The 22311-nt window shown below is 62.7% G+C and carries 22 protein-coding genes; 7 read left to right on the forward strand and 15 right to left on the reverse strand.

What is annotated here, in order from left to right:
* Positions 1-74: 74 nt before the first annotated feature.
* Complete coding sequence (locus QA643_RS07105) at positions 75-962, reverse strand: LysR substrate-binding domain-containing protein (protein ID WP_283032476.1); 888 nt, start codon at positions 960-962, stop codon at positions 75-77.
* A 183-nt stretch (positions 963-1145) separates the two neighbouring features.
* Between QA643_RS07105 and QA643_RS07110 the strand changes: the two genes are divergently transcribed.
* Both QA643_RS07110 and QA643_RS07115 read left to right on the forward strand, forming a co-directional pair.
* The gene (locus tag QA643_RS07110) at positions 1146-1514 is read left to right on the forward strand and encodes a nuclear transport factor 2 family protein (RefSeq protein ID WP_283032477.1); all 369 of its coding nucleotides are present in this window, start codon (positions 1146-1148) and stop codon (positions 1512-1514) included.
* Positions 1515-2629: 1115 nt separating this feature from the next.
* Complete coding sequence (locus tag QA643_RS07115) at positions 2630-2884, forward strand: hypothetical protein (protein WP_283032478.1); 255 nt, start codon at positions 2630-2632, stop codon at positions 2882-2884.
* Positions 2885-2940: 56 nt separating this feature from the next.
* Here the strand turns inward: QA643_RS07115 and QA643_RS07120 are convergent, their stop codons facing one another.
* From QA643_RS07120 to QA643_RS07170, 11 genes are all read right to left on the reverse strand, one after another.
* A complete protein-coding gene (locus tag QA643_RS07120; RefSeq protein ID WP_283032479.1) occupies positions 2941-3918 on the reverse strand; it encodes a tripartite tricarboxylate transporter substrate-binding protein in 978 nt (325 codons plus the stop codon).
* Positions 3919-3941: 23 nt separating this feature from the next.
* A complete protein-coding gene (locus tag QA643_RS07125) occupies positions 3942-4655 on the reverse strand; it encodes a GntR family transcriptional regulator (protein WP_283032480.1) in 714 nt (237 codons plus the stop codon).
* 107 nt (positions 4656-4762) lie between these two features.
* Positions 4763-5533, reverse strand: a complete 771-nt coding sequence (locus QA643_RS07130; RefSeq protein WP_283032481.1) for an SDR family oxidoreductase — start codon at positions 5531-5533, stop codon at positions 4763-4765.
* 12 nt (positions 5534-5545) lie between these two features.
* A complete protein-coding gene (locus QA643_RS07135; RefSeq protein ID WP_283032482.1) occupies positions 5546-5926 on the reverse strand; it encodes a carboxymuconolactone decarboxylase family protein in 381 nt (126 codons plus the stop codon).
* 26 nt (positions 5927-5952) lie between these two features.
* A complete protein-coding gene (locus tag QA643_RS07140) occupies positions 5953-7188 on the reverse strand; it encodes an ABC transporter substrate-binding protein (RefSeq protein WP_283032483.1) in 1236 nt (411 codons plus the stop codon).
* 37 nt (positions 7189-7225) lie between these two features.
* Positions 7226-8461, reverse strand: coding sequence for an ABC transporter substrate-binding protein (locus QA643_RS07145; RefSeq protein ID WP_283032484.1), 1236 nt, complete (start codon positions 8459-8461; stop codon positions 7226-7228).
* 37 nt (positions 8462-8498) lie between these two features.
* On the reverse strand, positions 8499-9206 hold the full coding sequence (locus tag QA643_RS07150) for an ABC transporter ATP-binding protein (protein ID WP_283032485.1): 708 nt from the start codon (positions 9204-9206) through the stop codon (positions 8499-8501).
* Positions 9193-10977 carry a branched-chain amino acid ABC transporter ATP-binding protein/permease gene (locus QA643_RS07155; RefSeq protein WP_283032486.1) on the reverse strand — a complete coding sequence of 595 codons (1785 nt, stop codon included), beginning with the start codon at positions 10975-10977 and terminating at the stop codon, positions 9193-9195. The genes QA643_RS07150 and QA643_RS07155 overlap by 14 nt, the downstream gene beginning before the upstream one ends.
* A gap of 2 nt (positions 10978-10979) precedes the next feature.
* The gene (locus tag QA643_RS07160; RefSeq protein ID WP_283032487.1) at positions 10980-11915 is read right to left on the reverse strand and encodes a branched-chain amino acid ABC transporter permease; all 936 of its coding nucleotides are present in this window, start codon (positions 11913-11915) and stop codon (positions 10980-10982) included.
* A gap of 62 nt (positions 11916-11977) precedes the next feature.
* Complete coding sequence (locus QA643_RS07165) at positions 11978-13375, reverse strand: MmgE/PrpD family protein (RefSeq protein WP_283032488.1); 1398 nt, start codon at positions 13373-13375, stop codon at positions 11978-11980.
* Positions 13376-13406: 31 nt separating this feature from the next.
* On the reverse strand, positions 13407-14300 hold the full coding sequence (locus QA643_RS07170; RefSeq protein WP_283032489.1) for an NAD(P)-dependent oxidoreductase: 894 nt from the start codon (positions 14298-14300) through the stop codon (positions 13407-13409).
* A 209-nt stretch (positions 14301-14509) separates the two neighbouring features.
* Between QA643_RS07170 and QA643_RS07175 the strand changes: the two genes are divergently transcribed.
* The 3 genes from QA643_RS07175 to QA643_RS07185 are packed head-to-tail and all read left to right on the forward strand — an operon-like array spanning position 14510 to position 17144.
* Entirely contained in the window at positions 14510-15874 is a 1365-nt protein-coding gene (locus QA643_RS07175) for an MmgE/PrpD family protein (protein WP_283032490.1), read from the forward strand.
* An 11-nt stretch (positions 15875-15885) separates the two neighbouring features.
* Entirely contained in the window at positions 15886-16269 is a 384-nt protein-coding gene (locus QA643_RS07180; RefSeq protein WP_283032491.1) for a carboxymuconolactone decarboxylase family protein, read from the forward strand.
* 41 nt (positions 16270-16310) lie between these two features.
* On the forward strand, positions 16311-17144 hold the full coding sequence (locus QA643_RS07185) for an N-acyl homoserine lactonase family protein (protein WP_283032492.1): 834 nt from the start codon (positions 16311-16313) through the stop codon (positions 17142-17144).
* Between the two features lie 28 nt (positions 17145-17172).
* Here the strand turns inward: QA643_RS07185 and QA643_RS07190 are convergent, their stop codons facing one another.
* Positions 17173-18144 (reverse strand): tripartite tricarboxylate transporter substrate-binding protein, encoded by a 972-nt coding sequence (locus QA643_RS07190; RefSeq protein ID WP_283032493.1) that lies wholly within the window; start codon positions 18142-18144, stop codon positions 17173-17175.
* Between the two features lie 190 nt (positions 18145-18334).
* Between QA643_RS07190 and QA643_RS07195 the strand changes: the two genes are divergently transcribed.
* Together QA643_RS07195 and QA643_RS07200 are read left to right on the forward strand one after the other, a co-directional pair.
* Positions 18335-19534, forward strand: coding sequence for an adenylate/guanylate cyclase domain-containing protein (locus tag QA643_RS07195; protein ID WP_283032494.1), 1200 nt, complete (start codon positions 18335-18337; stop codon positions 19532-19534).
* Between the two features lie 84 nt (positions 19535-19618).
* Positions 19619-20494 carry a phosphonopyruvate hydrolase gene (locus tag QA643_RS07200; protein ID WP_283032495.1) on the forward strand — a complete coding sequence of 292 codons (876 nt, stop codon included), beginning with the start codon at positions 19619-19621 and terminating at the stop codon, positions 20492-20494.
* Between the two features lie 25 nt (positions 20495-20519).
* Here the strand turns inward: QA643_RS07200 and QA643_RS07205 are convergent, their stop codons facing one another.
* On the reverse strand, positions 20520-21341 hold the full coding sequence (locus tag QA643_RS07205; protein ID WP_283032496.1) for an SDR family NAD(P)-dependent oxidoreductase: 822 nt from the start codon (positions 21339-21341) through the stop codon (positions 20520-20522).
* 29 nt (positions 21342-21370) lie between these two features.
* Positions 21371-22207 carry a MurR/RpiR family transcriptional regulator gene (locus tag QA643_RS07210; protein ID WP_283032497.1) on the reverse strand — a complete coding sequence of 279 codons (837 nt, stop codon included), beginning with the start codon at positions 22205-22207 and terminating at the stop codon, positions 21371-21373.
* Positions 22208-22311 lie beyond the last annotated feature (104 nt).

The following is a 22311-nucleotide window of genomic DNA, read 5'->3' on the forward strand; positions in this document are numbered from 1 at the left end:
CTCACGCTCCCTCTCGCGCCTGGGAGGGAGGTCGTCCGCGGAAGCTAAGTGCGTCGGCAGCGGTCGCGCGCAGACTATTGTTCAGAGAGCCGCAGCGCGTTGACAAGTGTAGACAGCGCAGCAGGTTGGTGCCGACGACTGGGATAGTACATGAAGAAGCCGGGGATAGGCGGCGTCCAGTCCTCCAGGACGCGGATAAGCCGGCGTTTCGCAATGTGCTCAGCGACCTGATCTTCACATGCCAGTCCGAGGCCAGCTCCCGCGAGCGCCGCCTGGATCACCAGGTGCGTATCGTCGATGATGAGTGGGCCATTCACGCCGATTGTGACCGACTTTCGTCCTTGCTCGAACTCCCATCGATATGGGCCGCTGGGAAGACGCAGCGTTATGCATCGATGATCCCTGAGATCCTTTGGCTTTTGCGGCATCCGTCGTGATGCGAAATAACGAGGCGATCCCACCACGGCCAGTCGCAATTCCGGCGTGACACGCACGGCGATCATATCCTTTTGAATGTACTCGCCGAGCTGAATACCGGCATCGAACTCGCCCGCAACGAGGTCTACGGGGCCGGTGACCGTGACAACGTCGAGAACGATGTCAGGATAGGCCTCGGCGAATGCCCTCAGCCTTGGCATCAATACCATCACCGCGGCCGATCGCGACATGACAATGCGAAGGCGCCCGGCAGGCCGGCGACGAACACTGCGAGCCTTGTCCAGCGCAAGATCGATTTGCTCAAGCGCGGGAGACAAGTCCTTCAAAAGAGCTGCGCCTGCAGCGGTTGGCGCGACGCTCTTGGTTGTTCGAGCAAGAAGCTGCAGCTCGAGTCTTTGCTCAAGTCGTCGGATCGTGTGGCTGAGGGCAGACTGTGACACACCGAGCTTTACTGCAGCCCGCGTAAAGCTTCGTTCACTCGCGACGGCTGCAAAGGCCGTCAGTTCGTTCAATTCGTTTCCCATGATTTATGAATATCGTTCATGACTCTATCCCATTCAACAGATCTATCATCATAAGCCGCCTGGCCCTAGGTTCGGCCAACGAGGAGCGTGAGGCCCCGTTCGGCACATTCCGGGCGCTTAGGCGCTCGACACGCCAGGGGCCGCGCGAGTCGGTCCGTTGTAACGGTTTTTGGAGGATGACTGATGGACACCGATCTTCACGCCTTGCGCTCGCTGGCGCAGACCTATTTCGACGCGGCCTATGAAATGGATGCTGAGAAATTTGCATCCATATTCCATCCCTCGTGTTCCGTCACAAAGGTCGGTGACGACGGCAACGTGGCCGTGACGCCGATTGCCGCGTGGCTCGCAGCGGTCCGCAACCTGACAGCTCCGAAAGAGCAGGGCTTCGAGCGCGACGACCAGATCGTGTCAATAGACGTCGAAAGAGAGCTCGCGCTCCTGAAGTTGAAATTGCAGGTTCCGCCCCGTTACTTCACGGACATGCTGTCATGCTTAAAGGTCGATGGGGCCTGGAAGATCGTTCAGAAGGTGATGACTCCGAAAACGTAACAATTGGGCGTCCGAGGCTTGGACCTACACGGAAGTATCAGGCTAACGCAGAACGCCGCTGATCTATTTGCCAACTATTGCTCGCGACGAAGACGTCGAACCGCCCTGCTAAAGGGGCAAGAGGCCGCTCCACAGCACCCATCAGGGCGGCCTCCGGCCGCATTCAACATCGGTCAGTGAACTACGCGAATTAAGTAATAGCTGACGCCGCCCAGCACGATTACGGCAGGAACGGCCCACATGATGAATACTGGCATTCGCGTCTCTCCTCCATAATTGCCCACATGGAGGAATGCTCCCGTTTTGCCATTTGTTCCCGTATTATTTGATTGCCAACTTTGTTCTGTGCAGCGCTTTGCTGCGGAGCAATAACAATAATTGCCGCATATTCCCGATTGGAACATGGAATGGATTTTCTGGTTTTCATGCAGGTGGCAGCGAACTGGAGGGTCAAATGGACGGGCGTCGGGAAGCCAGGATTTTCGGTCTGGGCATTACAGCCGTCTATGTTTGCTTGCTACTTGCTGCGCTCGGCTCTGCATAGAGGGACAAATGCCGACACAAATCGCTACGGCCTCAATCGCGTTGCTGTTTACTGCGGTGCTCGCGCTGGGCAGTTATCGATTCATTGACAGCCGGCCCTCTGTCCTCAATCCGGCAATCTCTGCCCAGGGGGTGCGCTGACCGGTTGTGCCGAACCGCTGCTGATGGTCGAAGCGGCCCGTTCGGCTGATTGCATCAAGAGTCCCAGCTCCGGGGCGTCGAAGCCGGGACTCCTGGAGGCCGGCCCTTCACCCACAAAGGGCCACGCCAAAATCACAGCACCAGACGATCTTTCCTCGCTACAACAAAAGTTATTTGCAGGTCGATCGTCGGACGCAATGGCTGTACCCATATTGGCTTCCTTTGCTACCGAGCGGAATTTGCTGGTAGGAGGGCGACGCATAAAAATGGCCCCAGCGCGAGTGATGCGCCGAGGCCACCGAGGTATTCACATTTCAAATAGCCAGACAGGTAGTGGGTACCATCTGGCACCCCAATAATAGCGGGAAAAACTGGCAATGTCTGTTCAGTACTGTACAGAAGGCCGATAGCGAGCCAGCCGCAAGTCCCCTATGATTGACCGCAAGCAAAAGGGGACGCCGATGCCCATCTATCGCCTGCTGCAAAACATGCCAATGGGGCCGGAGGACATCGCGCGCTTGACCACTGCTTATGAGCACGCACTGCGCAGCATCGGCATCGTTGACCGAGGCGACCCGTTGGCTGAACTACTCGCCAGGAAAATCATCGAGGTCGCACAGACTGGCATTAGAGAGCCTGCGGACATTGCTGCTCAGGCAATCAGGGAAATCGGCTTCGCCACGTAGAACAAGAAGAGTCTGTCGGGAAAGGCGGTAGCGCTCCCGCTAGCCCCAATTGAGTCCTACTGCGGCTCAATTCCCGCGGCCTTGATAATGCGTCCCCATTTCTCGATTTCCGCCTTCAGGAACGCTTCGAGCGCCTCGGGATTCGCGCGGTCTTGCTCGACGGGCACCATGCTGAGTTCGGCAAAGCGGCTGACCAGTGCCGGATCTTTGAGGGCAGTCTGTAGGGCAGCGACCAGCGCGGCGATGACGGGTTTCGGCGTGCCGCGGGGCGCATAGAGCCCGTACCAGGTCGTGACGTCGAATGCGGGAAAGCCGGCCTCGGCCGCCGTCGGCACATCGGGCAATGTCGAAATGCGCTGCTTGCTCGTGATCGCATAACCCTTGATCGTGCCTGACTGGATGTGCGGCGTCGGTCCGGTTGCAGGATCGCAATAGACATCGATCTGGCCGGCGATGACGTCGTTCAGCGCCGGCCCGCCGCCCTTGTAATAGACCGGCGTCAGCTTGGTGTCGGTCGTGCCCATGAACATCAGTCCGCAGAGCTGCGAGGCGGAGCCGAGCCCGACATTACCGAACGTCATCTTGTCGCCCTCGCTGCGGATGCGGGCAACCAGCTCCTTCAGGTCCTTTGCCGGAAAGTTCGGCCGCGTCACCAGGATCATCGGTACGTCCGTGACGAGCCCGATCATCGAGAAGTCGCCGACCGGATCGAATGGCAGCTTGGCATAGAGTGCCGGGGCCGTCGCCTGGCCGACATGCATCAGCAGCAGCGTATAGCCATCGGCCGGCGCTTTGGCGACGCGATTGGTGCCGAGGGTGCCACCGGCGCCGACGACGTTTTCGATGACAAGCGACTGCTTGAGCGTTGCACTCATGGCAGTGCCGAGAATGCGCGCGATCACGTCACCGGGGCCGCCGGCCGAGAAGGGGACGATCATCGTGATGGGACGGGAGGGATAGTCCTGCGCGAACGCCGGAATGCAGGGAAGCGACAGAAGCAGCAGCAAAGCCAGCTTTCGTATCAGCAACATCACAAATACTCCTCCCATACGCTTCCCTATTTTCCGGGAAGCAAATTCTCTTTGGCCGATGTCCGCTCGATCATGTCGAGCGCGGCCACCGCCGCCGCCTTGACGTGATCGACGCAGCACCGCTCGGCGAGTTCTTCATCACCGCTCTGGATCGCGCGCCAGATCGCGGTGACCTCGCGCAAGCTCTTGTTGATCCGCTTCGGCTGCGACATCGACGTGATGCGCAATAGCGTGATCCGGTCATGCAGCGGCTTGAGCATCCGTTCGACGAAGCTGTTGCGGCAGCCGCCGATCAGCGCGCCGTAGAAATCGGTTTTTGCCTCCAGGCATCCGACCAGATCCTGCCTGGCCGCAGCCGCCTTCAACCGGGTCAATGCATCGCCTATCCTGTGCACCACGTCGGGATCGCGCAGGCGCGCGCATTCGCGGCCGGCAAACCCTTCCAGAACCGCCCGGGCGTCGTAGAGCTGCTTGGCTTCCTCAAGGCTGATGGTGCTTACCACCGGGCCCCGGTGCGGGACCGTGTTGACGAGCCCGTCGGCTTCCAACAGCCGCAGGGCTTCGCGGATCGAGGGGCGGCTGACCCCCATCATTTCGCAGAGCTCGCGCTCGACCAGCCGCTGGCCCGGCTTCAGCCTGCCGGACATGATCGCCTCGCGCAGCTTCTGGGCAACCATCGCCCGGACGGTCGGGACGTCCTCGATGCGAAGCGTAGACTGCAGTTCAGCGCGTCGGTCCATTTGCGATGTGCCTTCGTTCTATTCCCGGTTCATCGGCGATTTACCGGCAGAATCAGCATTTCCGCAATTTGAAGATGGGGATGTTTGCCCCGGAAAGTCGGTTTTGCTCATGCGATCGACCAACCTCCGTCGATCGGCAGGGCGGCCCCCGTGATGTCCTGCGCGGCGGCACTACAAAGGAAGGCCACCAGAGCGCCGACCGCCTCCATTGCGATGAATCGGCGGGACGGCTGACGTTCGGCCAGATAGTCTTCCGTGGCATCTTGCACGCTCTTACCGGCCTGTGCGGCGATGGCGGCGATCTTGCCCTGGATGGCTGACGTCGGCAGCGTGCCGGGGGCGACCGCGTTGCAGGTGATGCCCGTGCGCGCGGTTTCCAGCGCCACCGCGCGGGTGATGCCGAGGATCGCCGTCTTGGTGGTGACGTAATCGATGCGATCCTCGACGGCGCGGGTGGAGTAGATCGAGGCCATGTTGATGATGCGGCCCCAGCCGCGCTGCTTCATGGCGGGGAGCGCCAGGCGGATCAGGTGAAACGGCGCCGACAGGTTCACCGCCAGCGCGCGGTCCCATGCCTCCGGCGGAAATTGCTCTGTGGCGGCGAAATGCCTGACAACGGCATTGTTGACGAGAATATCGATCGCACCACAGCGATCGAGCGGCGCCGCCATCATGGTTTCGATGGCGGCACGTTGCGATAGATCGGCTTCGGCGGCGATGACCTCGACGCCGAAGCGGGCAGCGAGACGGTCGGCGGCGTCCCTCGGCGCGACGAGATCATGCAGGACAATATTGGCCCCCGCGCCGGCAAGACTTTCCGCCACCGCCAGGCCGAGGCCGGCGGTCGCTCCGGTGACGAGGGCCCATTTGTCCTTCATCTTCGGCGGTTCCTATTTCTTGTCGAGTTCGGCAAATACTTCCTTGGCGTTGCGGAACGCGTCGACGCCGGCGGGCACACCGCAATAGATTGCCACCTGCATGAAGACCTCGCGGATCTCCTCGCGCGTGGCGCCGTTGGCCAGCGCGCCGCGAACATGCGTCTTCAGCTCGTGCGGTCGGTTGAGTGCGCAGAGCATTGCGAGGTTGAGGAAGCTGCGGGTCTTTCGCTCAAGACCGTCGCGGCCCCAGACATAACCCCAGCAATATTCGGTCGTCAGATCCTGCATCGGGCGGTTGAAGTCATCTGCTGACGCCAATGCCTTGTCGACGAACTCGCTACCGAGCACGCTCTTGCGGATTTCGAGACCGCGGTCGTAGGTCGCCTTGTCCATGCTGTTCTCCGTTTTGTGGGGCGATGTCAGCTCTTCGGCCAGAACGGCTCCGCCAGCGCAAGCTGCGGCGGAAACACCGTGACCGGCACGCCCTTTTGCCACTGCACAATGGTCATGCCGGCGCCGACGCGGCGGCCCTTTTCGTCGAACTTGATCTCGCCGAGCGGATAATATTTGGAGGGGCCGGCATCCATGCTGCGCAGTGCCTCGGCGACCGCGACGCGGTCGGCTTTGCCGGCCTTCTCGAGCGCGTCCTTGATCACCCACATGTCGCCATAGGTGGAGATCGCGTTCTGCGTCATCCATGGCTCCTTGTAACGCGTCTTCAGCTCCGCGATCAGCGCTTCATGCCCCTTGGCGCCCCAGCTTGCGACGCAGGTCAATACACCCTGCAGCAGCTCGGGGCTGACGGTCTGCAGCATGTCAGGCTCGGCGATCGCAATGCCGAAGGAGATGGTGGGAATCTTGCCCTGGCCGAGGCCGAACTCGTTCATCTTCTCCAGCAGCAGTTTTGCGTCGGAGATCACGGTCGGCAGGAAGAACAGCAGGTCCGGCTTGGCCGAGCGGACCTTTTGAACCAGCGACGTGGCATCGGCAAGCGGCGGTGTGAAGGTTTCGTCGACGATGAGTTGTAGCTGGTTCTCCGCCAGCAGGCCTTCGCGCATCGACTTGGCGGAGGCGATGGAGGCCGCGGTGTTGTCGGTCAGGATCGCGACCGTCTTCGGCCGCTTGCCGGAGGCGGTTTCCGCAAGCTTGATAATCTGCGGCAGCGCCTGTCTGGCCTGCGAGCCCGCGGTCGCCGAGGTCTGGAAGACGTATTTGAAGCCACGGTCGGTGATGAGGTCGGAATAGGAGAGGGTGAGAACGGGCAGGTTGGCCCGCTCGGTGACCTCTGTGACCGCGAGCGTGAAGGAAGAGAGATAGGCGCCGCTCGCCGCCACCAGATCGGTCTCCTGCGCCACCATGCGTTGCGCGGCGTTCTTGGCTTTCTCCGTGCTGTCGCCGGAATCCAGCACCACCAGCTTCATCTTGGCGCCGCCGAGCGCCTTGATGCCGCCCTGGGCGTTGATGTGCTCGACCGCCATCTCGGCACCCTGCCGCATCACCGTTCCCGGGCGCGCATACATGCCCGAGATCGGCACTAATAGGCCAACCTTGACTTCGGAAGGCTGCTGCGCCCATGCGCGGGATGCAATCAGAGCACTGGATGCGCCGGCGAGCACTGTTCGCCGGGTCACTTTGGTCGGGACGCTCGTAGTCATGACGATCCTCCTCCCTCAATGGTGCAAAGTATTTTTCTCAGGATTTTTTCGGCCAGAACGGCGTGGCCTGCGCGAGTTCGGGCGGATAGACGGTGACCGGCACGCCGTTCTGCCACTGCACGATGACGACGCCGGCGCCGACGCGGCGGCCTTTCTCGTCGAACTTGAGCTGGCCGCCCGGATAGTATTTCGATGGCCCGGCATCCATGGTGCGGAAGGCATGCGCGACGGCCTGGCGGTCGGCCTTGCCGGTCTTCTCCAGCGCCTCTTTCATCAGCCACATGTCGCCATAGGTCGAGACGACGTTCTGCGTCGCCCAGGGCTCCTTGTACTTCGCCTTCAACTCCGCGATCAGCTCTTCCTGGCCCTTCGAGCCCCAATTGGCGACGATGGTCATGATGCCCTGCACGGCCTCGGTGCTGACGCTTTGCAGCATGTCGGGCTCGGCGATGGTGATGCTGAAGGACACGGTCGGGATTTTGCCCTGGCCGAGACCGAACTCGTTGATCTTCTCCAGCCCGAGCTTGGCGTCCGATACTGCGTTCGGCATGAACAGCAGGAGATCGGGACGCGCGGAGCGTACTTTTTGAATCAGCGGGGTGGCATCCGATAGCGGCGGCGTCCAGATTTCTTCGACGACGAGCTGCAGGCCTTCCTGCGCGAACAGCTTTTCCTTCAGCGCCTTCGCGGTCGCGATCGAGGTCGCCGTGTTGTCCATCAGCATCGCCACCGTCTTCGGCCGCTTGCCGGCCGCGGACTCGGCGAGCTTCATCAGGGTCGGCAGGCCAAGCTCGGACTGCCGGCTGGCGGGAGCCGCGGTCTGGAAGATGTATTTGAAGCCGCGCTCGGTCAGGAGGTCCGAATAGGACAGCGTCAGCACCGGCAATTCGGCGCGCTCGGTGACCTCCGTCACCGCCAGCGTGAAGGAGGAGAGATACGCACCCGTTGCGGCAACGAGGTCCGTTTCCTGCGCCACCATGCGCTGCGCCGCGTTCTTGGCCTTTTCGGTGGTGTCGCCACAATCGATCACCACCAGCTTCATCCTGGCGCCGCCGAGCGCCTTGATGCCGCCCTGCTTGTTGATGTGATCGATACCCATCTCGGCGCCCATCTTCATCACCTGGCCAGGACGGGTGTAGATGCCTGACAGCGGGACGATCAGGCCGACCTTGACCTCGGACGGCTGCTGCGCCCGCGCCAGCCCTGAGAAGCCGACAGCGGCGGCGCCGGAAAGCACGGTGCGGCGCGTCAGCCTTGTGGGGTTCTTGTTCATCTTGTTTCTCCCTGTCTTCTTTTTTTGTCAGAACTTGTCACATGCCGAGATAGGCCTTGCGGACCCGGTCGTCGGCGCGCAGCGTTTCGTTGTTGCCTTCGAGCACGACCCGTCCGGCTTCGAGGACGTAGCCGTGATCGGCGGATTCCAGCGCTTCGGCGACGCGCTGCTCGACCAGCAGCATGGTCAGGCCGGATTGCTTGCGGATGTCGATCAGCCGCTCGAAGATGAAATCTGCGGTCGACGGCGCGAGGCCCATCGACGGTTCATCCAACATCAACAGCTTTGGCGAGGAGGCGAGGCCGCGGCCGATCGCCAGCATCTGCTGCTGACCGCCCGACAGCGTGCCGGCGAACTGGCCGCGGCGCTCGGCGAGCACCGGCAGCCATTCGAAGATGCGCTCGATATTCTGCTTCCAGTCGCGCCGGCCGCTCTCGGTCATCGCGCCCATCTCCAGGTTCTCCATCACCGTGAGCGAGGGAAAGACCTGACGGCCTTCGGGTACATGCGCGATGCCGAGATGGGCGCGCTGCGCCGGCGGCACAGTCAGGAGGTCGGCATCACCGAACGTGATCCGGCCGGCGCTCGGCTGCAGGATTCCGGAGATGGTCTTGAACAGCGTGGTCTTGCCGGCGCCGTTCGGCCCGACGATGGCGACGAACTGGCCTCCCTCGACATTGATCGACACGCCGTTCAGGACGGGTTTGGCCGAATAGCCCGCGCTCAATCCTTCAATGCGGAGCATGGGCCACCCACTTCTTGCCGAGATAGGCTTCGATCACGCGGTTGTCGCGCGTGACAGTTTCCGGCTCTCCCTCGGTGATGACGGCGCCGTGGTCGAGAACGACGAAACTGTCGACCAGGCGGACCATCGCCTGCATCGTGTGCTCGATGATGGCGATGGTGATGCCGTCGCGGGCGAGCTGCTGGATGACGGCGACGACCTCGTCGGCCTCGCCATGGCCGAGGCCAGCGAGCGTCTCGTCGAGCAGCAGAATTCTCGGCTGGCCGGCAAGCGCCCGCGCGAGCTCCATCAAACGCAATTCCTTGGTCGACAGCTCGCCGGCGACGCGATCGGCCACATCGGACAGGCCGACGCGGGCGATGGCGTCGGCCGCGAGATTCCTCGCCTCCTCCTCCGTCTTGGCGCGCACATAGGCACCGACCACGACGTTGTCTGATATCGACATGCGCAGGAACGGGCGCATGACCTGGAAGGTGCGGCCGATCCCGGTCTCGCAGATCGTGTGCGGCCGCTCGCCGGACATGTTGCGGCCATCGATCAGGACTTCGCCCTCGTCGGGCCGCAGGAAACCGTTCAGGAGATTGAACAGCGTGGTCTTGCCGGCGCCGTTCGGGCCGATGATGCCGAGGATCTCGTTCTTGTGCAGCTGGAAGCTGACATTCTGAACGGCCTTCAGGCCGCCGAAGGATCGCGAGAGATTGCGCACTTCGAGCACGACTTCGGAAGTGGCGGCACGTTTCCGGGCCAGCGGCAATGGGGTTACGGTGGCCGCGGCTGGCTGCAACGTATGCGGCGTTGCAGGTGTCAGTGCGGTGGCTGCCCGTGCAAGGCGCTTGCGCAGGAGATCGCGCAGCTTCCAGAACAGCCCTTCCGGAGCCACCAGGATCACGCAGATGATGGCGAAGCCGAAGATCACGCCCTGGATGCCCGGGAAGCGATCGCCGGCTTCAGCATGGAGTATCTCGGCCAGCGGGATCAGGATCACCGAGCCGATCACCGGTCCCCATACCGTGCCGACGCCGCCGAACATGGCGACGGTGAGCGCCTGCGCCGACACCAGCATGCCGAATACGGATTGCGGGGTGACGACCAGGAGGACCTGGGCATAGAAGGCGCCGATCGCGGCAGCGATGGCGCCGCTCAGCGTGATGGCGCGCAGCTTCCAGGCCAGCGTATTGATGCCGGCCGCCTCGGCAGCGGCCTCGTTCTGCTTGATCGCCAGCAGCGCCATGCCGAAGCGGGACTGCTCGATGATCCGTGTCAGAACGATCGTGGCCAGCATGATCGCCAGCGCCAGCAGCGTGTAAACCCGGGGATCGCCGAACTGCATATAGGCGATCGGCGCCTCGCGCTTCATCGGCAGCGTGACTTCCTGGAAGCCGAGCCACTCGAAGACGTAGAGGATGGCGAGCGGATAGGCGAGCATGGCCAGCGCAAAGTAATGGCCCTGCAGGCGGAAGGTCGGAAAGCCGATCAGGAGCCCGGCAATGCCGCCGAGCATCGCCGCGACCGGGATCAGCAGCCAGGGAGACAGATCGAAATAGATCTGGCCGAGCGCGGTCGTATAGGCGCCGATGCCGAAGAAGGCGGCATGACCAAACGAGATCAGGCCGGTGTAACCGCTCAGCAGATTCCAGGACAGGCCGAACACGGCCCATACCGGAACCAGCGTCAGCACCAGCTGGTAATAGGAATTGGTGACGCTGAGCGAGACCACCGCATAGGCGATGGTGAAGATGATCGCGGGCAGCAGCGAGCGGAACTGCGGCATGGTCACGTCCTCTCGACCATGCGTCCGAAGAAGCCTTGCGGACGGAAGAAGATAATGAGGAGGAAGACGACGAAGATCGCCGCGTTCTGCAGCTGCGTTGGCAGGATCAGCGTCGACATCTGCTGGACCAGGCCGATGGTCATGCCGCCCCAGAACGCGCCGATGATGCTGCCCATGCCGCCGAGCACGACGCCGGCATACATCACGATGACATATTCAAGACCGACGAAGGGGTGAAACGGGTAGTTGGTCGCGAGCAGGCCGCCGGCGATCGCGGTGATGCCGCAGCCGAGTGCAAAGGCGACACGATGCGCGCGGTCGACGTCGATGCCCATATAGGTGGCAGCGGTCGGGTTGTCGGCGGCGGCGCGGAGCGACTTGCCGATCCGCGAACGCGTGATTAGCAGGCTGAGCAGCGTCATGGTCACGAGAGAGACGATGGCGTCGATGCCGCGCGCCTTGTTGATGAACACGCTGATGTCGGAGGTGAGGCCGAGCTCCCATGCAGAACTCGAGAGCGGCGTACGGATCGAGGCCAGTACCGATCCGAATACGATGAGGCCGCCGTTCTGCAGGATCAGCGCGATGCCGAGCGTGAGGATGAGCTGGGCGTAGTGGCCCTCGCCCTCGAGCGAGGCGGTGCGCGTACCCGATACGTGCGAGATTAGGGTGCGGTGAACGAAATAGCCGAAGACCGCAAGCACCGGGCCGGCAAGCAGGATCGCGACGAATGGTCCCACGGCGTTGCCGAAGACGGCCTGAACACCTGCAGCGGTGAACAGATAGAAGGCAACATACATGCCAAGCATCATGAAGTCGCCATGGGCGAAGTTGATGACGCGCATGACGCCGAAGATCAGTCCAAGGCCGACGCACATCAGGCCGTAGACGGCGCCGATCAACAGGCCTGCGGCGAGCGCTTGCAGAAAGCCCTCCATCAGCGGCCGCTCCTCGTTGTTGCGATGTTGGTTTTCTGGTTCACGATTCCCCCGACACTCGCTTAAGACGCTGTTCGCAAAATCTGTCCCGGCGGCTCGAGCCGGCATGAAGCGGCGATGACACCGGCATCGCCAAGCCGTTCGCAGCTCTCGATGGTCTCTTCCAGCCGGCGCGCGCGGTCCTCGCCGATCACGCGCGCCGCGGCGGCGCGAAAGCGGCCACGGATTTCGGCTGGGGTCGCCGCGACGACGTCGGAAAGGCTGTGCCGGATCGTCTTGCCGCCGCGCAGATGGACAGTGACATCGGCGCCTTGTTTCGCGGGGAAAGCGGCCGTGAAGGCGGTATCGCTCTGAAGATCGGTTGCGGCGATAAGGCGGAGGATTTCCGTATCATCGAGCGAGGCGTAATTCCCTTCGTCGATTTCGCCCCGGCTGAGCGTGGCCGCCACACTGAACGGAATGCTCATCTTGGCCTGCAATGCATTCCGGTAGGGCCCCTTGGCATCGCAGCCGGGATAGCGAACCGCGGCATCAGGCGCGCGAATGATGATGCGCTCGACCGATTCGGTTTCGGCCAGCTCGTGCGAGATGCGGAGCGCTGCTTGCGAGGCCGTCTGCGCGAAATTGCAGGCCGGCGCCGGCTTGTTGTAGACGGCCATGATCTCCGCCTGGCCACCGGCGAACAGCAGGATGTCGTCACGTGCGGGTTGTCGCCGGTAAGCGGCAAACAAGCCGGCTTCGCCTTCCAGAATAGTCTCGGAGGCAAGCGCGCCGGCTTCGGCGAGCGCGATGGCCTTGAGCGCGTTGCAAGCCGCAAAGCCCGGGTGAAAGTACATTTCGGAGCCGCCACCGTGCGGCCACTCGTTGAGGCCGCTGGACGTATTGGCGGCGATCGCGATCGCACTCGTCGCAGCTTGCTCCGAAAGGCCTAGTGCAAAGCTGCCGGCCAGCGCGGCGCCGAGCGGCGCCACCAGGCCGGTCGGCCGGTACAGGCGGGCGAGATCGGAGTTGAATAACGCACGGCCGATCCGTGCACCAACTTCGTAGCCGATGATGGCGGCGGCGAGCAGGGTGGTGCCGCGCAACGGGGCCCGTTCGGAGAGGGCGAGCAGGGTCGGCCAGATCACGACGCCGTGATGCGAGATGCTGGCCGCATGCATGTCCTCGCGCACCAGGCCATGGCCCATGACCGCGTTGGCAAAGGCCGCATCCGCGGGAGATGCAAGCCGGGAGGTTCCGATGATGGTCGCGCCACTGCTGACCGGATGGCTCGCCGCAATGGCCTGACGGCTCCAGGGGTGACCGCCGGCCTCGAACGCGCAGGAAAGGAAGTCGATCAGGCAGAGTTTCGCCTTCGCGACGATCTCCGAACTGAAATCCGCAAACTCGACGGCAAGCGCGGATCGCGCCATTCGCCGCGCCAGCGGTTCATTGCCTGACACGATCGCGCCGATCGCCATGGCACTCACCATTTCCTAATTGGTTTGCCGATCAGCCCCGCATCTGCACGCCAGCCCATTCCTCGACGACTTTGGCGATCGACGTGAAGTCCGATGCTGCGCCGTATTTGGCATTGGTAATCGCCAGCATCTGCCGCACCACTGCGCCGCAGACCATCGGCACGCCCATGGCTTCGGCTTCGTCAACGCAAAGCCGCACATCCTTGTAGGAAAGCCCGGTCGCAAAGCCGAAATCGAACGTGCCGGGCAGCACTGCGCGCGGGAACTTGTCCTCGGACGCGCTGTTGCGGCCGCTGCTAGCATTGATGATGTCGATCAGGACTTTGGCGTTGACGCCGCCCTTCACACCCATCGCCACCGCTTCCGATGTGATCACCAGCGCCGCGGCGGCCATCAGATTGTTGGCGAGTTTTGCTGTCTGGGCCACGCCGGGCTTGTCGCCGGTGTAGAACAGCTTGCCAAAATTTTTCAGGATTGGCTTCACGGTCTCGTAGGTCGCTTGCGGGCACGACACCATTACGGCCAGCGTGCCGTTGACGGCGCCCTTGATGCCGCCGCTGACGGGGGCATCGACCAGCGTCATGCCCTTTGCCTTCAGCCCTTCGGCCACCAGCTTTGCCGCACCCGGACCGGTGGTCGACAGGTCGACCACGATGCGCGCCCGATTGCCGCTGCTGATACCGTCAGGACCGAGCGCGACCGCCTTGACGATGTCAGGCGTCGGCAGGCTGGCGAGCACGATCTCGGCGCGGGAAGCGACGTCGGCGGGCGATTTGGCCCGCTGTGCGCCGCGCTTGAGCAGCGGCTGCATCGCCTCGCTCTGGGTGTCGTAGATAACAAGCGAATAGCCGGCGTCCAGCAGCCGCCCTGCCATAGGTCCGCCCATCCGGCCCGTACCGATTACGCCGAGCGTCTCTCCCGCCATCGTCTGCTCCCTGTCGCGCGTCTCGAAGGCGAGCGCGCTGTTGTTGTTCGACTTGTCGTCGTTGTTCGATTGTCGTTGTTGCGGGCCGCTGTCTTCGCAGCCGCGCCCATTTGTCCAGATTGTCAGTCAATCTGTCAAGCTGAACATTTTGGGGTCGACAGTTGGCCGCGGGTCGGCTTAAGGTTCGGAAAAGCAAGGAATGCGCCCCGGTGCCGCAAAGCGAAGTTTCAGGCGTCAGCCGGACATTGGCTGAGTTGGTTGCCGCCACATCATGGGCGGATGTCGCGGCGCAGCAGCATGAGGCCAAGCGGTCGATCCTCAATTTCTTTGCCACCGCGCTCGGCTCGGCCCATGATCCGGCGGTCACCATCGCGTTGCAAACCTTGCTGCCGTTCAGCGGCGCCGCGACTTCGACGATCATCGGCCGCGACGAGCGGCTCGACGCGATCGGGGCGGCGTTCGTCAATGCGATCTCGGCGAACCTGCTCGATTTCGATGACACCCACCCCGAGACGATCATCCATCCCACGGCGCCGGTTGCAGCTCCCGTGCTGGCGCTCGCGGAGGCGCGCGGGCTGCACGGCCGAAACGTTCTCACCGCATTCATCCTCGGCGTGGAAGTCGAGTGCCGCATCGGCAACGCGGTTTCTCCACGGCATTACGCGTGTGGCTGGCACATCACGTCGACCTGCGGAATATTCGGCGCCGCGGCAGCCTGCGCAAAGCTGCTCGGCTTATCCGTGGACGGCATCGCCAATGCGATCGGCATCGCCGCAAGCCAATCGGCCGGCAATGTCGAGAATCTGCCGACGGCTGCCAAGAATGTCAGCGTCGGCAACGCGGCGCGGAACGGGCTGTTCGCGGCGTTGCTGGCGCAGCAGGGCTATGAGGCCGCGCCGCGGGCGATCGAGGGCCCACTCGGCTGGGCGCGCGCCATGGGCGATGATCCCGATCTGGGCCGGCTGCTCGGTGGCCTTGGCGAAACTTGGGAGATATCGAAGAACACCTACAAGCCCTATCCGGCAGGCATCGTATTTCACGCCGTGATCGATGCCTGTTTTGGGTTGCGTGACCGCATCGGTCGGATCGATCAGATCGAGGTGGTAACCGTGCGGGGGTCTGCGCTGCTACTTGCGCGCGGCGACCGGCCGGTCAGGAACGAGCGCGATGCGCGCGTCAGCATTCATCACTGCGTTGCCTGCGCCCTGCTGATCGGCACCGCTGGGGTTCCCGAATTCGCGCGCGAGACGGTGTTCCGGCCGGATATTGCAAAATTCCGCGAGAAGGTGCGGGCGGAGCTCGACAGCTCCATGCCCGACGGTGCTGCGCGCGTCAGCATTCGCCTGGCATCGGGAGAGGCCATCACCGAAACCGTGATGTCCCCGCGCGGCAGCCTTGCCGATCCGCTCGGCGATCGTGATATCGAAGCCAAACTGCGCGATGGCGTGCGGACCGGCGGCAGCGATTGGGACGCCGACCGCATTATCGAGTCCGTTTGGCGGCTTGACACTTGCGACGATATCGCCGGTGTGATGCAACGGGCGTCATCAAACAATAGTGCTCTGCAAACCTGAAAGGACGATCCATGAGCAAGAGCGAGCTGTTCGAAAAAGGCCTCAAGGTCCGTAAAGAGGTTCTCGGAGAGGACTTCGTCAACAAGTCGATTGCGGGCGCCGATGAGTTCACCCGCACGATGGCCGAATGGTCGACCGAGTTCTGCTGGGGTGCGCTGTGGACCCGGCCGGGCATGGACAAGCGAACCCGCAGCATCGTCAATCTGGCGATGCTCGGCGCGCTGAACCGGCCGCATGAGCTGAAGCTCCATGTCAAGGGCGCACTGAAGAACGGCCTCACCAAGGACGAGATCAAGGAAATCCTGCTTCAAGTGGCGGTCTATTGCGGCGTCCCTGCCGGCATCGACGCCTTCCGCAACGCGCGTGAGGCATTCAACGAGGTCGAGGCCAAGTAATCGGGGCAAAGTGATCGGGCGCCGGAGCATCGGGGTATCGCATGGCTGAGCCGGAATACGAACTCTTCGCCATCCGCTATGCGACCCGCGATGCGCGGCGCAGCGATCATTTCATCGGCGGTGATCCGCACGACGGGCCGATGCCGATGGATTATTTCATGTGGGTGGCGCGAGGAGGCGGGCGCACCTTCGTCATCGACACCGGGTTCAATGCGGAGGTAGCGGCGAGGCGGAACCGGACTTTTCTGCGTTGCCCGGTGGAAACGCTCGGCGCGTTCGATATCGATGTGAATGCGGTGGAGGACGTGATCCTCACGCATCTGCACTACGACCACGCCGGCAATTTCGACCGTTTTCCGAAGGCGCGCTTCCATCTTCAGGAGCGTGAGCTGGCCTATGCCACGGGCCGCTACATGCGCTATCCGAGGCTGTCGCATTCCTTCGAGGTCGAGGATATCTGCGGGATCGTGCGGCTCAATTACGCCCGCCGCGTCTTGTTTTATAACGGCGATGCCGAACTCGCCCCTGGCATTACGATCCACGCGGCCGGAGGCCATTCGGCCGGGCTGCAGTTCGTTCGCGTCAGGACCCGCCGGGGCTTCGTCGTACTCGCCTCCGATGTCAGCCATTTCTACGAGAACATGGCGAGCGAGCGGCCGTTCACCACAGCTCTGCATATCGGCGAGATGCTGGAAGGCTTCGAAAAATTGCTCGCGCTTGCACCGGACGAGAACCATATCGTTCCGGGGCACGACCCGCTCGTGATGAAGCTATATCCGGCCCCAAGCCGGGAGTTGGAGGGGATTGCGGTGCGGCTCGACGTCCCGCCATCCGGCGACGCGCCGGCCCGTGTGGACTATTTGCCGGTGCATTAGCAGGCGAATCCGCCAAGGCAGGCGCGTTCTATTTTTCCCCGGCGGCCTTTAAGATCGGCAGCAGCCGCGCGGCTTCGCTTTTGACGAGATCGGCTAGGGCTTTTGGTCCGCGGCGGCTTTGCTCCATGCTTTCGGCGCCAAGGTCTGCCAGCCGCTTTTGTACAGCTTCCTCGTTTAGTCCCTTGCTCAGCGCGTCCGCGAGCTTGTCGACGATCGCCTGCGGCGTGCCGGTTGGCACGAACACGCCGTAGAACGGCGCCATGTCGAATTGGGGCAGGCCCTGCTCGTGGGAAGTCGGCACGTCGGGCAGCAAGGGACTGCGCTTTCGGGAGGCGATCGCCAGCGCCTTGACGTTTCCTGCCTGTATTTGGCCCAACGTTCCCAGCACGGGATCGCACTCATAGTCGACCTGCCCCGCCAGCATGGCATTGAGCACCGGGGCGGTCCCGGTGAAGGGAACCATCGTTGGCTTGATGCCGATCGCCGAATGAAGCAGCAGACAGCCGATATAGGAGACCGAGCCGAGCCCGGCATGCCCGACATTGAGCTTTTCCGGGTTAGCCTTTGCGTAGGCAACAAATTCCTTGAGGTTGTTGGCAGGAAAATCCTTCCGGACGACCAGCAATTCCGGATATTCGGCGGTCAATCCAATCGGTTCAAAATCCCTTTGCGGATCGTAGCCGAGGTTTGGATAGAACGCCGGCGCCAGCGCATTGGTGCCGAGATGGCCGGACAGGATCGTATATCCATCCGCCGGCGCCCGGGCAGCGCGTATTGTTCCCGTCGTGCCGCCGGCGCCCACGACGTTCTCCACCACGAATCTCTGACCGAGATAACGGGAGAGGATGTCAGCGACGATCCGCCCTGTGATGTCGGCCGGTCCGCCGGCGGCGAATGGAACGATAATTGTCGCCGTTCTTGTGGGATAGTCTTCGGCCCAAGCGCCGTTTATTCCGGCCATCGCCAAGAGCACAGCCGCAGCGATCAACTGTTTCGCCAATTATCGCCTCCCTGCCGTTGTTCTTTTCTGCAATCTTATGCTGGTTTCGCCGCCGGGCAAGCTGATTGGGCATCTTCGCCTATGCAGCCAGTGCGCCGGTCATGTCCGCTACAGCGCAGGGGCGTTTGCAACAGGCAGCCGGACACCACATATGGTGCATGGCGATCCACTCTACCCCTGAGAGCAAGACATGAACCCGCTGCCAAACGTCGATCCTGCCCCCGCATATTCCGACGACGACATCGTGCACTGGCTGACGAATGGCACGCGCGAGGAACGCTTCATCGACAATATCTTTGCTGAGTTGTGCATCAGGCTTCAGCGGGCAGGCATTCCGGTCAAGCGGGCGACGCTTCATTTCCTGATCCACCATCCGCAATGGCTTGGCGCCCGGATGGTATGGGCCGACGGAATGCGCGAAGCCGAGATTGCCAGAGTTGATTACGACGTCAGGGGGCGCTCGGAATATATCGGCAGTCCAGCAAACGAAATTCATGAGGGCGCTGCAGAGGTGCGCGAAAAGCTCGAACGCGATCCATCGCTCGGCCGCAAGCACGCGATCTATGACGAGATGCGGGCCAAGGGGTTGACGGATTACGTTGCATGGCCGCTGTACCATACGCTCGGCAAGCGGCACCTCGTGACCTTTGCGACCGACCACCCCGGCGGCTTCGACGACGCGCATCTCGCGCGTTTACAAAAGCTGGTGCCGCTTCTGGCGCTGGTCAGCGAGATCCGCGTCAAGAACCGGCTGGCGCGAACGTTGCTGGAGACCTATGTCGGATCACATGCCGGTGAAATGGTGCTGGCCGGTGCCACCAGGCGCGGCAGCGGAACGACGGTGCGCGCCGCCATCATGATCTGCGATCTGCGCGACTTCACCAAAATCTCCGATAACTGGCCGCGCGACGACGTCATCGATCTCCTGAACAGCTATTTTGATGCACTGTCGGAGCCGATCGCGAAGCATGGCGGGGAAATATTGAAATTCATCGGCGACGGCCTGCTCGCCATTTTCCCGCTCACCCAGCCGTCGGCCTGCGCAAATCTGCTGCATGCCGTTGCCGAAGCCCGTGACGCCTTGGCTGCCCTCAGCGAAAACAATGGTGCAACCGGCCGTGCCCCGCTGGATTACGGCATCGGTGTCCACATCGGCGACGTCATGTACGGCAATATCGGTTCGCGCACCCGGCTCGATTTCACCGTCATCGGTCCTGCCGTCAATATGGCCTCGCGTCTCGAAGCCCTGACCAAGCAATTGGGCAGAAAGGTGCTGCTATCCCGCGCATTCGCCGACCAGGTCCAGGGCGATTTCGATCTCGAACGCGTCGGCGAGCATCCGGTGCGGGGCTTTAGCGAACCGATCGAGCTGTTTGCGTATCACGGGTGAATAGGGTTTATCGTCGGTAGCCGACCTATGGGGCTCGGTTTGTCACGGCATCACCTCGCGCCGAATTCAGGGGGAAACGAAAGCATGAGCGGCAAAGGACGTCTGCTGAGGGACAAGATGGCCGATTCCGGCCTGGTCCACATCATGGCGGCGCATAGTCCGCTCTCGGCGCGGCTCGCCGAGGAGGCCGGCTTCGACGGCATCTGGGCCTCGGGCTTCGAGCTCTCGGCGCTCTACGGCCTCGCCGATGTCAGTCTGGTTTCGATGACGCAGCATCTCGAGATGATGCGCGCGGTGGCCGACCGGGTGAACCTGCCTATCGTTGCCGACATCGATACCGGCTTCGGCAACGCCATCAACGTGATCCATGCTGTCCAGAGTTACGAACGCGCCGGCGCCGCTGCTATCGTCATCGAGGACAAGTCGTTTCCGAAGGTGACCAGTCTGGTCGCCGACGGCCGTCAGGACCTGCTGCGGATCGAGGAGTTCCAGGGCAAGATCGAAGCCGCGTGTCAGACGCGGGCCGATGCCGGATTCCTGGTGATCGCGCGGGATGAAGCGCTGATCGCGGGATTGGGGCAGGACGAAGCGCTGAAACGCGCCGCCGCCTATGAGGAGGCCGGCGCGGACATGATCCTGATCCACTCCAAGCAAAAGGCGCCTGACGAGGTGGAAAGCTTTGTGCGCGCATGGAAGGGCAGGGTGCCGATCGTCATCGTCCCGACTGCCTATCCCGAGATGACGGCGGAACGCATCCGCGCGCTGGGAAAGATCAAGATGGTAATCTACGGCAACCACGCGATCCGCGCCGCCGTCACGGCGATGAAGGATGTGTTCGCGGCCATCCTGAGGGACGGCGGTATCCAGAATGTCGACAAGAAGATCGTCTCGGTCGAAGAGATCTTCCGCTTGCAGGACATGGATCAGATGAAGATCAACGAGAAACGCTATCTGAGATGAGCAGCGAGGGGATGCAGGGCTGGCCTCACGCCGCCCAGCACTGTCCGCCACCGTCGACCCGCAGCACCTGCCCGGAGACGAATGCGCCCCAGGGACCTGCGAACACCTCCACGACACGCGCGACTTCGTCGACGGTGGCGATGCGGTCGAGCGTGCCTGATACGGCCATCCGGTTCTGGTCGACCGCGCGCGTGCCCATGAAGCGGCCGGTGCGGGTGTCGCCCGGTGCGATGCAGTTCACGGTGATGTCGTAGGCGCGGAGCTGATCGGCGAGGCAGCGCGTGTAATGCGTCATGCCGGCTTTCGCCACCGCATAGATCGAACCGTTGGTGCGGCCCTTGAACGCCGCGACCGAGCCGATGGTGACGATGCGGCCCTGACGGCGCACCATCATCTCCTTGGCGACCGCCTGGCAGGTCAGGATGGTCGAGAGCAGGTTGCGGTCGAGTACGGCGCGCACGTCTTCTTCGCGGATATTGACGGCGTCGTTGGGATCGGGCTTGCCGCCCCTGGCCGCGATGTCGCCGCCGGCATTGTGGACGAGGATGTCGATCGGGCCCAGTCCCCTCGTTGTCGTCTCGACCACGCGCGCGATATCGGCGCCATTTGTGAGGTCGCCAAGCACGCGGATGGTGCGCACGCCATGATCAGCCGCGACCTGTTCAGCGACGGCCGTCAACGTCGATCCCTCGCCATACTCCGCCGGTCCATGTTCGCGCATGCCATGTATCGCGACATCGGCGCCCATCGCCGCCAGCCGTTCGGCGAAAGCGCGGCCGAGCCCGCGTCCCGCGCCGGTCACCAGCGCAACCTTGCCCTGCAGCGCCCGCGCGTCGTGTTGTGCCATGATGATGTTCTCCAGATTTGCGTAAGTTCTCAGTCGGCGGCGAGATCGAGGCCGATCGCGAGCGCCTGCACCAGGCACATTGGCGCGACCAGCGTGCGCAAGGCCGGCTCGGGCATGTCCTGAATCTCGAAGACAACCGACGCACCCTCGACGATCGGGCTCAAGAGGCTGTCCGTGATCGATATCGCCGGCACATTGCGCGCCACCAGCTCCGGGAATAGTCGCGCGGTGTCCGGGTAATAGTTGCGGAAGCTGATCGCGACCAAGGCGTCCTCGGACGTCGCCGGATGGGATTGCTCATGGATGCTGCCCCCGGTGCCGTCCAGCAATACCACGCGGCGCCCAAGCTTTCGCAGCACATAGGCCAGATGGGTCGCAACCGGAAACGAGCCGCCGAGTCCCAGCAAATAGATGTCGCGCGCCTTGGCCAGTATCATGATGGCCGCCTCGAGCTGGCGCTCATGAGCCGATTGGCTCAACGTCACCAGGCTTGATTGGGCTTCGGCGACGAAGCGCCCCAGCACCGCGCCGGGCTTGCGGCCGAGGACCGATTTCTCCTCGCTCTTCATGCGCGCCAGCCGCGCCTTGTAGCTCGGCGCCACGCCGGCCACGAGGCGGGTTCGAAACACTTGCTGCATCTGGGTGAAGCCGCCAAACCCCAAGGCGTGGGCGAAGCGAACGATCGCCGACGGTGGCACGCCGGATCGTTCGGCGATCTCCGCCACGGTGCCCAATGCCACGTCGATCGGGTGATCCAGCACGAACTCGGCGATCTGCTGCAGCCGGCCCGACAGCGCGCGATGCCGCTGGGCGATCGCGCCGCGCAGCTCATCATACGTCATCGCGGTGTCGGCAGGCTTGTTCATGCGCCAGCTTTATCCCATCTCGGCCATTCCGCCGACTGGTTCAAATATTCCACTTTACAGGTAAGAATAGAACGTTCATTCTAAATGCCGCAACAAGAAAACGA

Source organism: Bradyrhizobium sp. CB3481 (genome assembly GCF_029714305.1).
Taxonomy (GTDB): domain Bacteria; phylum Pseudomonadota; class Alphaproteobacteria; order Rhizobiales; family Xanthobacteraceae; genus Bradyrhizobium.

Bases quoted from the DNA above. Each gene is read 5' to 3' on its own strand.
- QA643_RS07105 (WP_283032476.1), bottom strand. From the start codon at position 962: ATGGGAAACGAATTGAACGAACTGACGGCCTTTGCAGCCGTCGCGAGT.
- QA643_RS07110 (WP_283032477.1), top strand. From the start codon at position 1,146: ATGGACACCGATCTTCACGCCTTGCGCTCGCTGGCGCAGACCTATTTC.
- QA643_RS07115 (WP_283032478.1), top strand. From the start codon at position 2,630: ATGATTGACCGCAAGCAAAAGGGGACGCCGATGCCCATCTATCGCCTG.
- QA643_RS07125 (WP_283032480.1), bottom strand. From the start codon at position 4,655: ATGGACCGACGCGCTGAACTGCAGTCTACGCTTCGCATCGAGGACGTC.
- QA643_RS07130 (WP_283032481.1), bottom strand. From the start codon at position 5,533: ATGAAGGACAAATGGGCCCTCGTCACCGGAGCGACCGCCGGCCTCGGC.
- QA643_RS07135 (WP_283032482.1), bottom strand. From the start codon at position 5,926: ATGGACAAGGCGACCTACGACCGCGGTCTCGAAATCCGCAAGAGCGTG.
- QA643_RS07140 (WP_283032483.1), bottom strand. From the start codon at position 7,188: ATGACTACGAGCGTCCCGACCAAAGTGACCCGGCGAACAGTGCTCGCC.
- QA643_RS07145 (WP_283032484.1), bottom strand. From the start codon at position 8,461: ATGAACAAGAACCCCACAAGGCTGACGCGCCGCACCGTGCTTTCCGGC.
- QA643_RS07150 (WP_283032485.1), bottom strand. From the start codon at position 9,206: ATGCTCCGCATTGAAGGATTGAGCGCGGGCTATTCGGCCAAACCCGTC.
- QA643_RS07155 (WP_283032486.1), bottom strand. From the start codon at position 10,977: ATGCCGCAGTTCCGCTCGCTGCTGCCCGCGATCATCTTCACCATCGCC.
- QA643_RS07160 (WP_283032487.1), bottom strand. From the start codon at position 11,915: ATGGAGGGCTTTCTGCAAGCGCTCGCCGCAGGCCTGTTGATCGGCGCC.
- QA643_RS07165 (WP_283032488.1), bottom strand. From the start codon at position 13,375: ATGGCGATCGGCGCGATCGTGTCAGGCAATGAACCGCTGGCGCGGCGA.
- QA643_RS07170 (WP_283032489.1), bottom strand. From the start codon at position 14,300: ATGGCGGGAGAGACGCTCGGCGTAATCGGTACGGGCCGGATGGGCGGA.
- QA643_RS07180 (WP_283032491.1), top strand. From the start codon at position 15,886: ATGAGCAAGAGCGAGCTGTTCGAAAAAGGCCTCAAGGTCCGTAAAGAG.
- QA643_RS07185 (WP_283032492.1), top strand. From the start codon at position 16,311: ATGGCTGAGCCGGAATACGAACTCTTCGCCATCCGCTATGCGACCCGC.
- QA643_RS07195 (WP_283032494.1), top strand. From the start codon at position 18,335: ATGAACCCGCTGCCAAACGTCGATCCTGCCCCCGCATATTCCGACGAC.
- QA643_RS07200 (WP_283032495.1), top strand. From the start codon at position 19,619: ATGAGCGGCAAAGGACGTCTGCTGAGGGACAAGATGGCCGATTCCGGC.
- QA643_RS07205 (WP_283032496.1), bottom strand. From the start codon at position 21,341: ATGGCACAACACGACGCGCGGGCGCTGCAGGGCAAGGTTGCGCTGGTG.
- QA643_RS07210 (WP_283032497.1), bottom strand. From the start codon at position 22,207: ATGAACAAGCCTGCCGACACCGCGATGACGTATGATGAGCTGCGCGGC.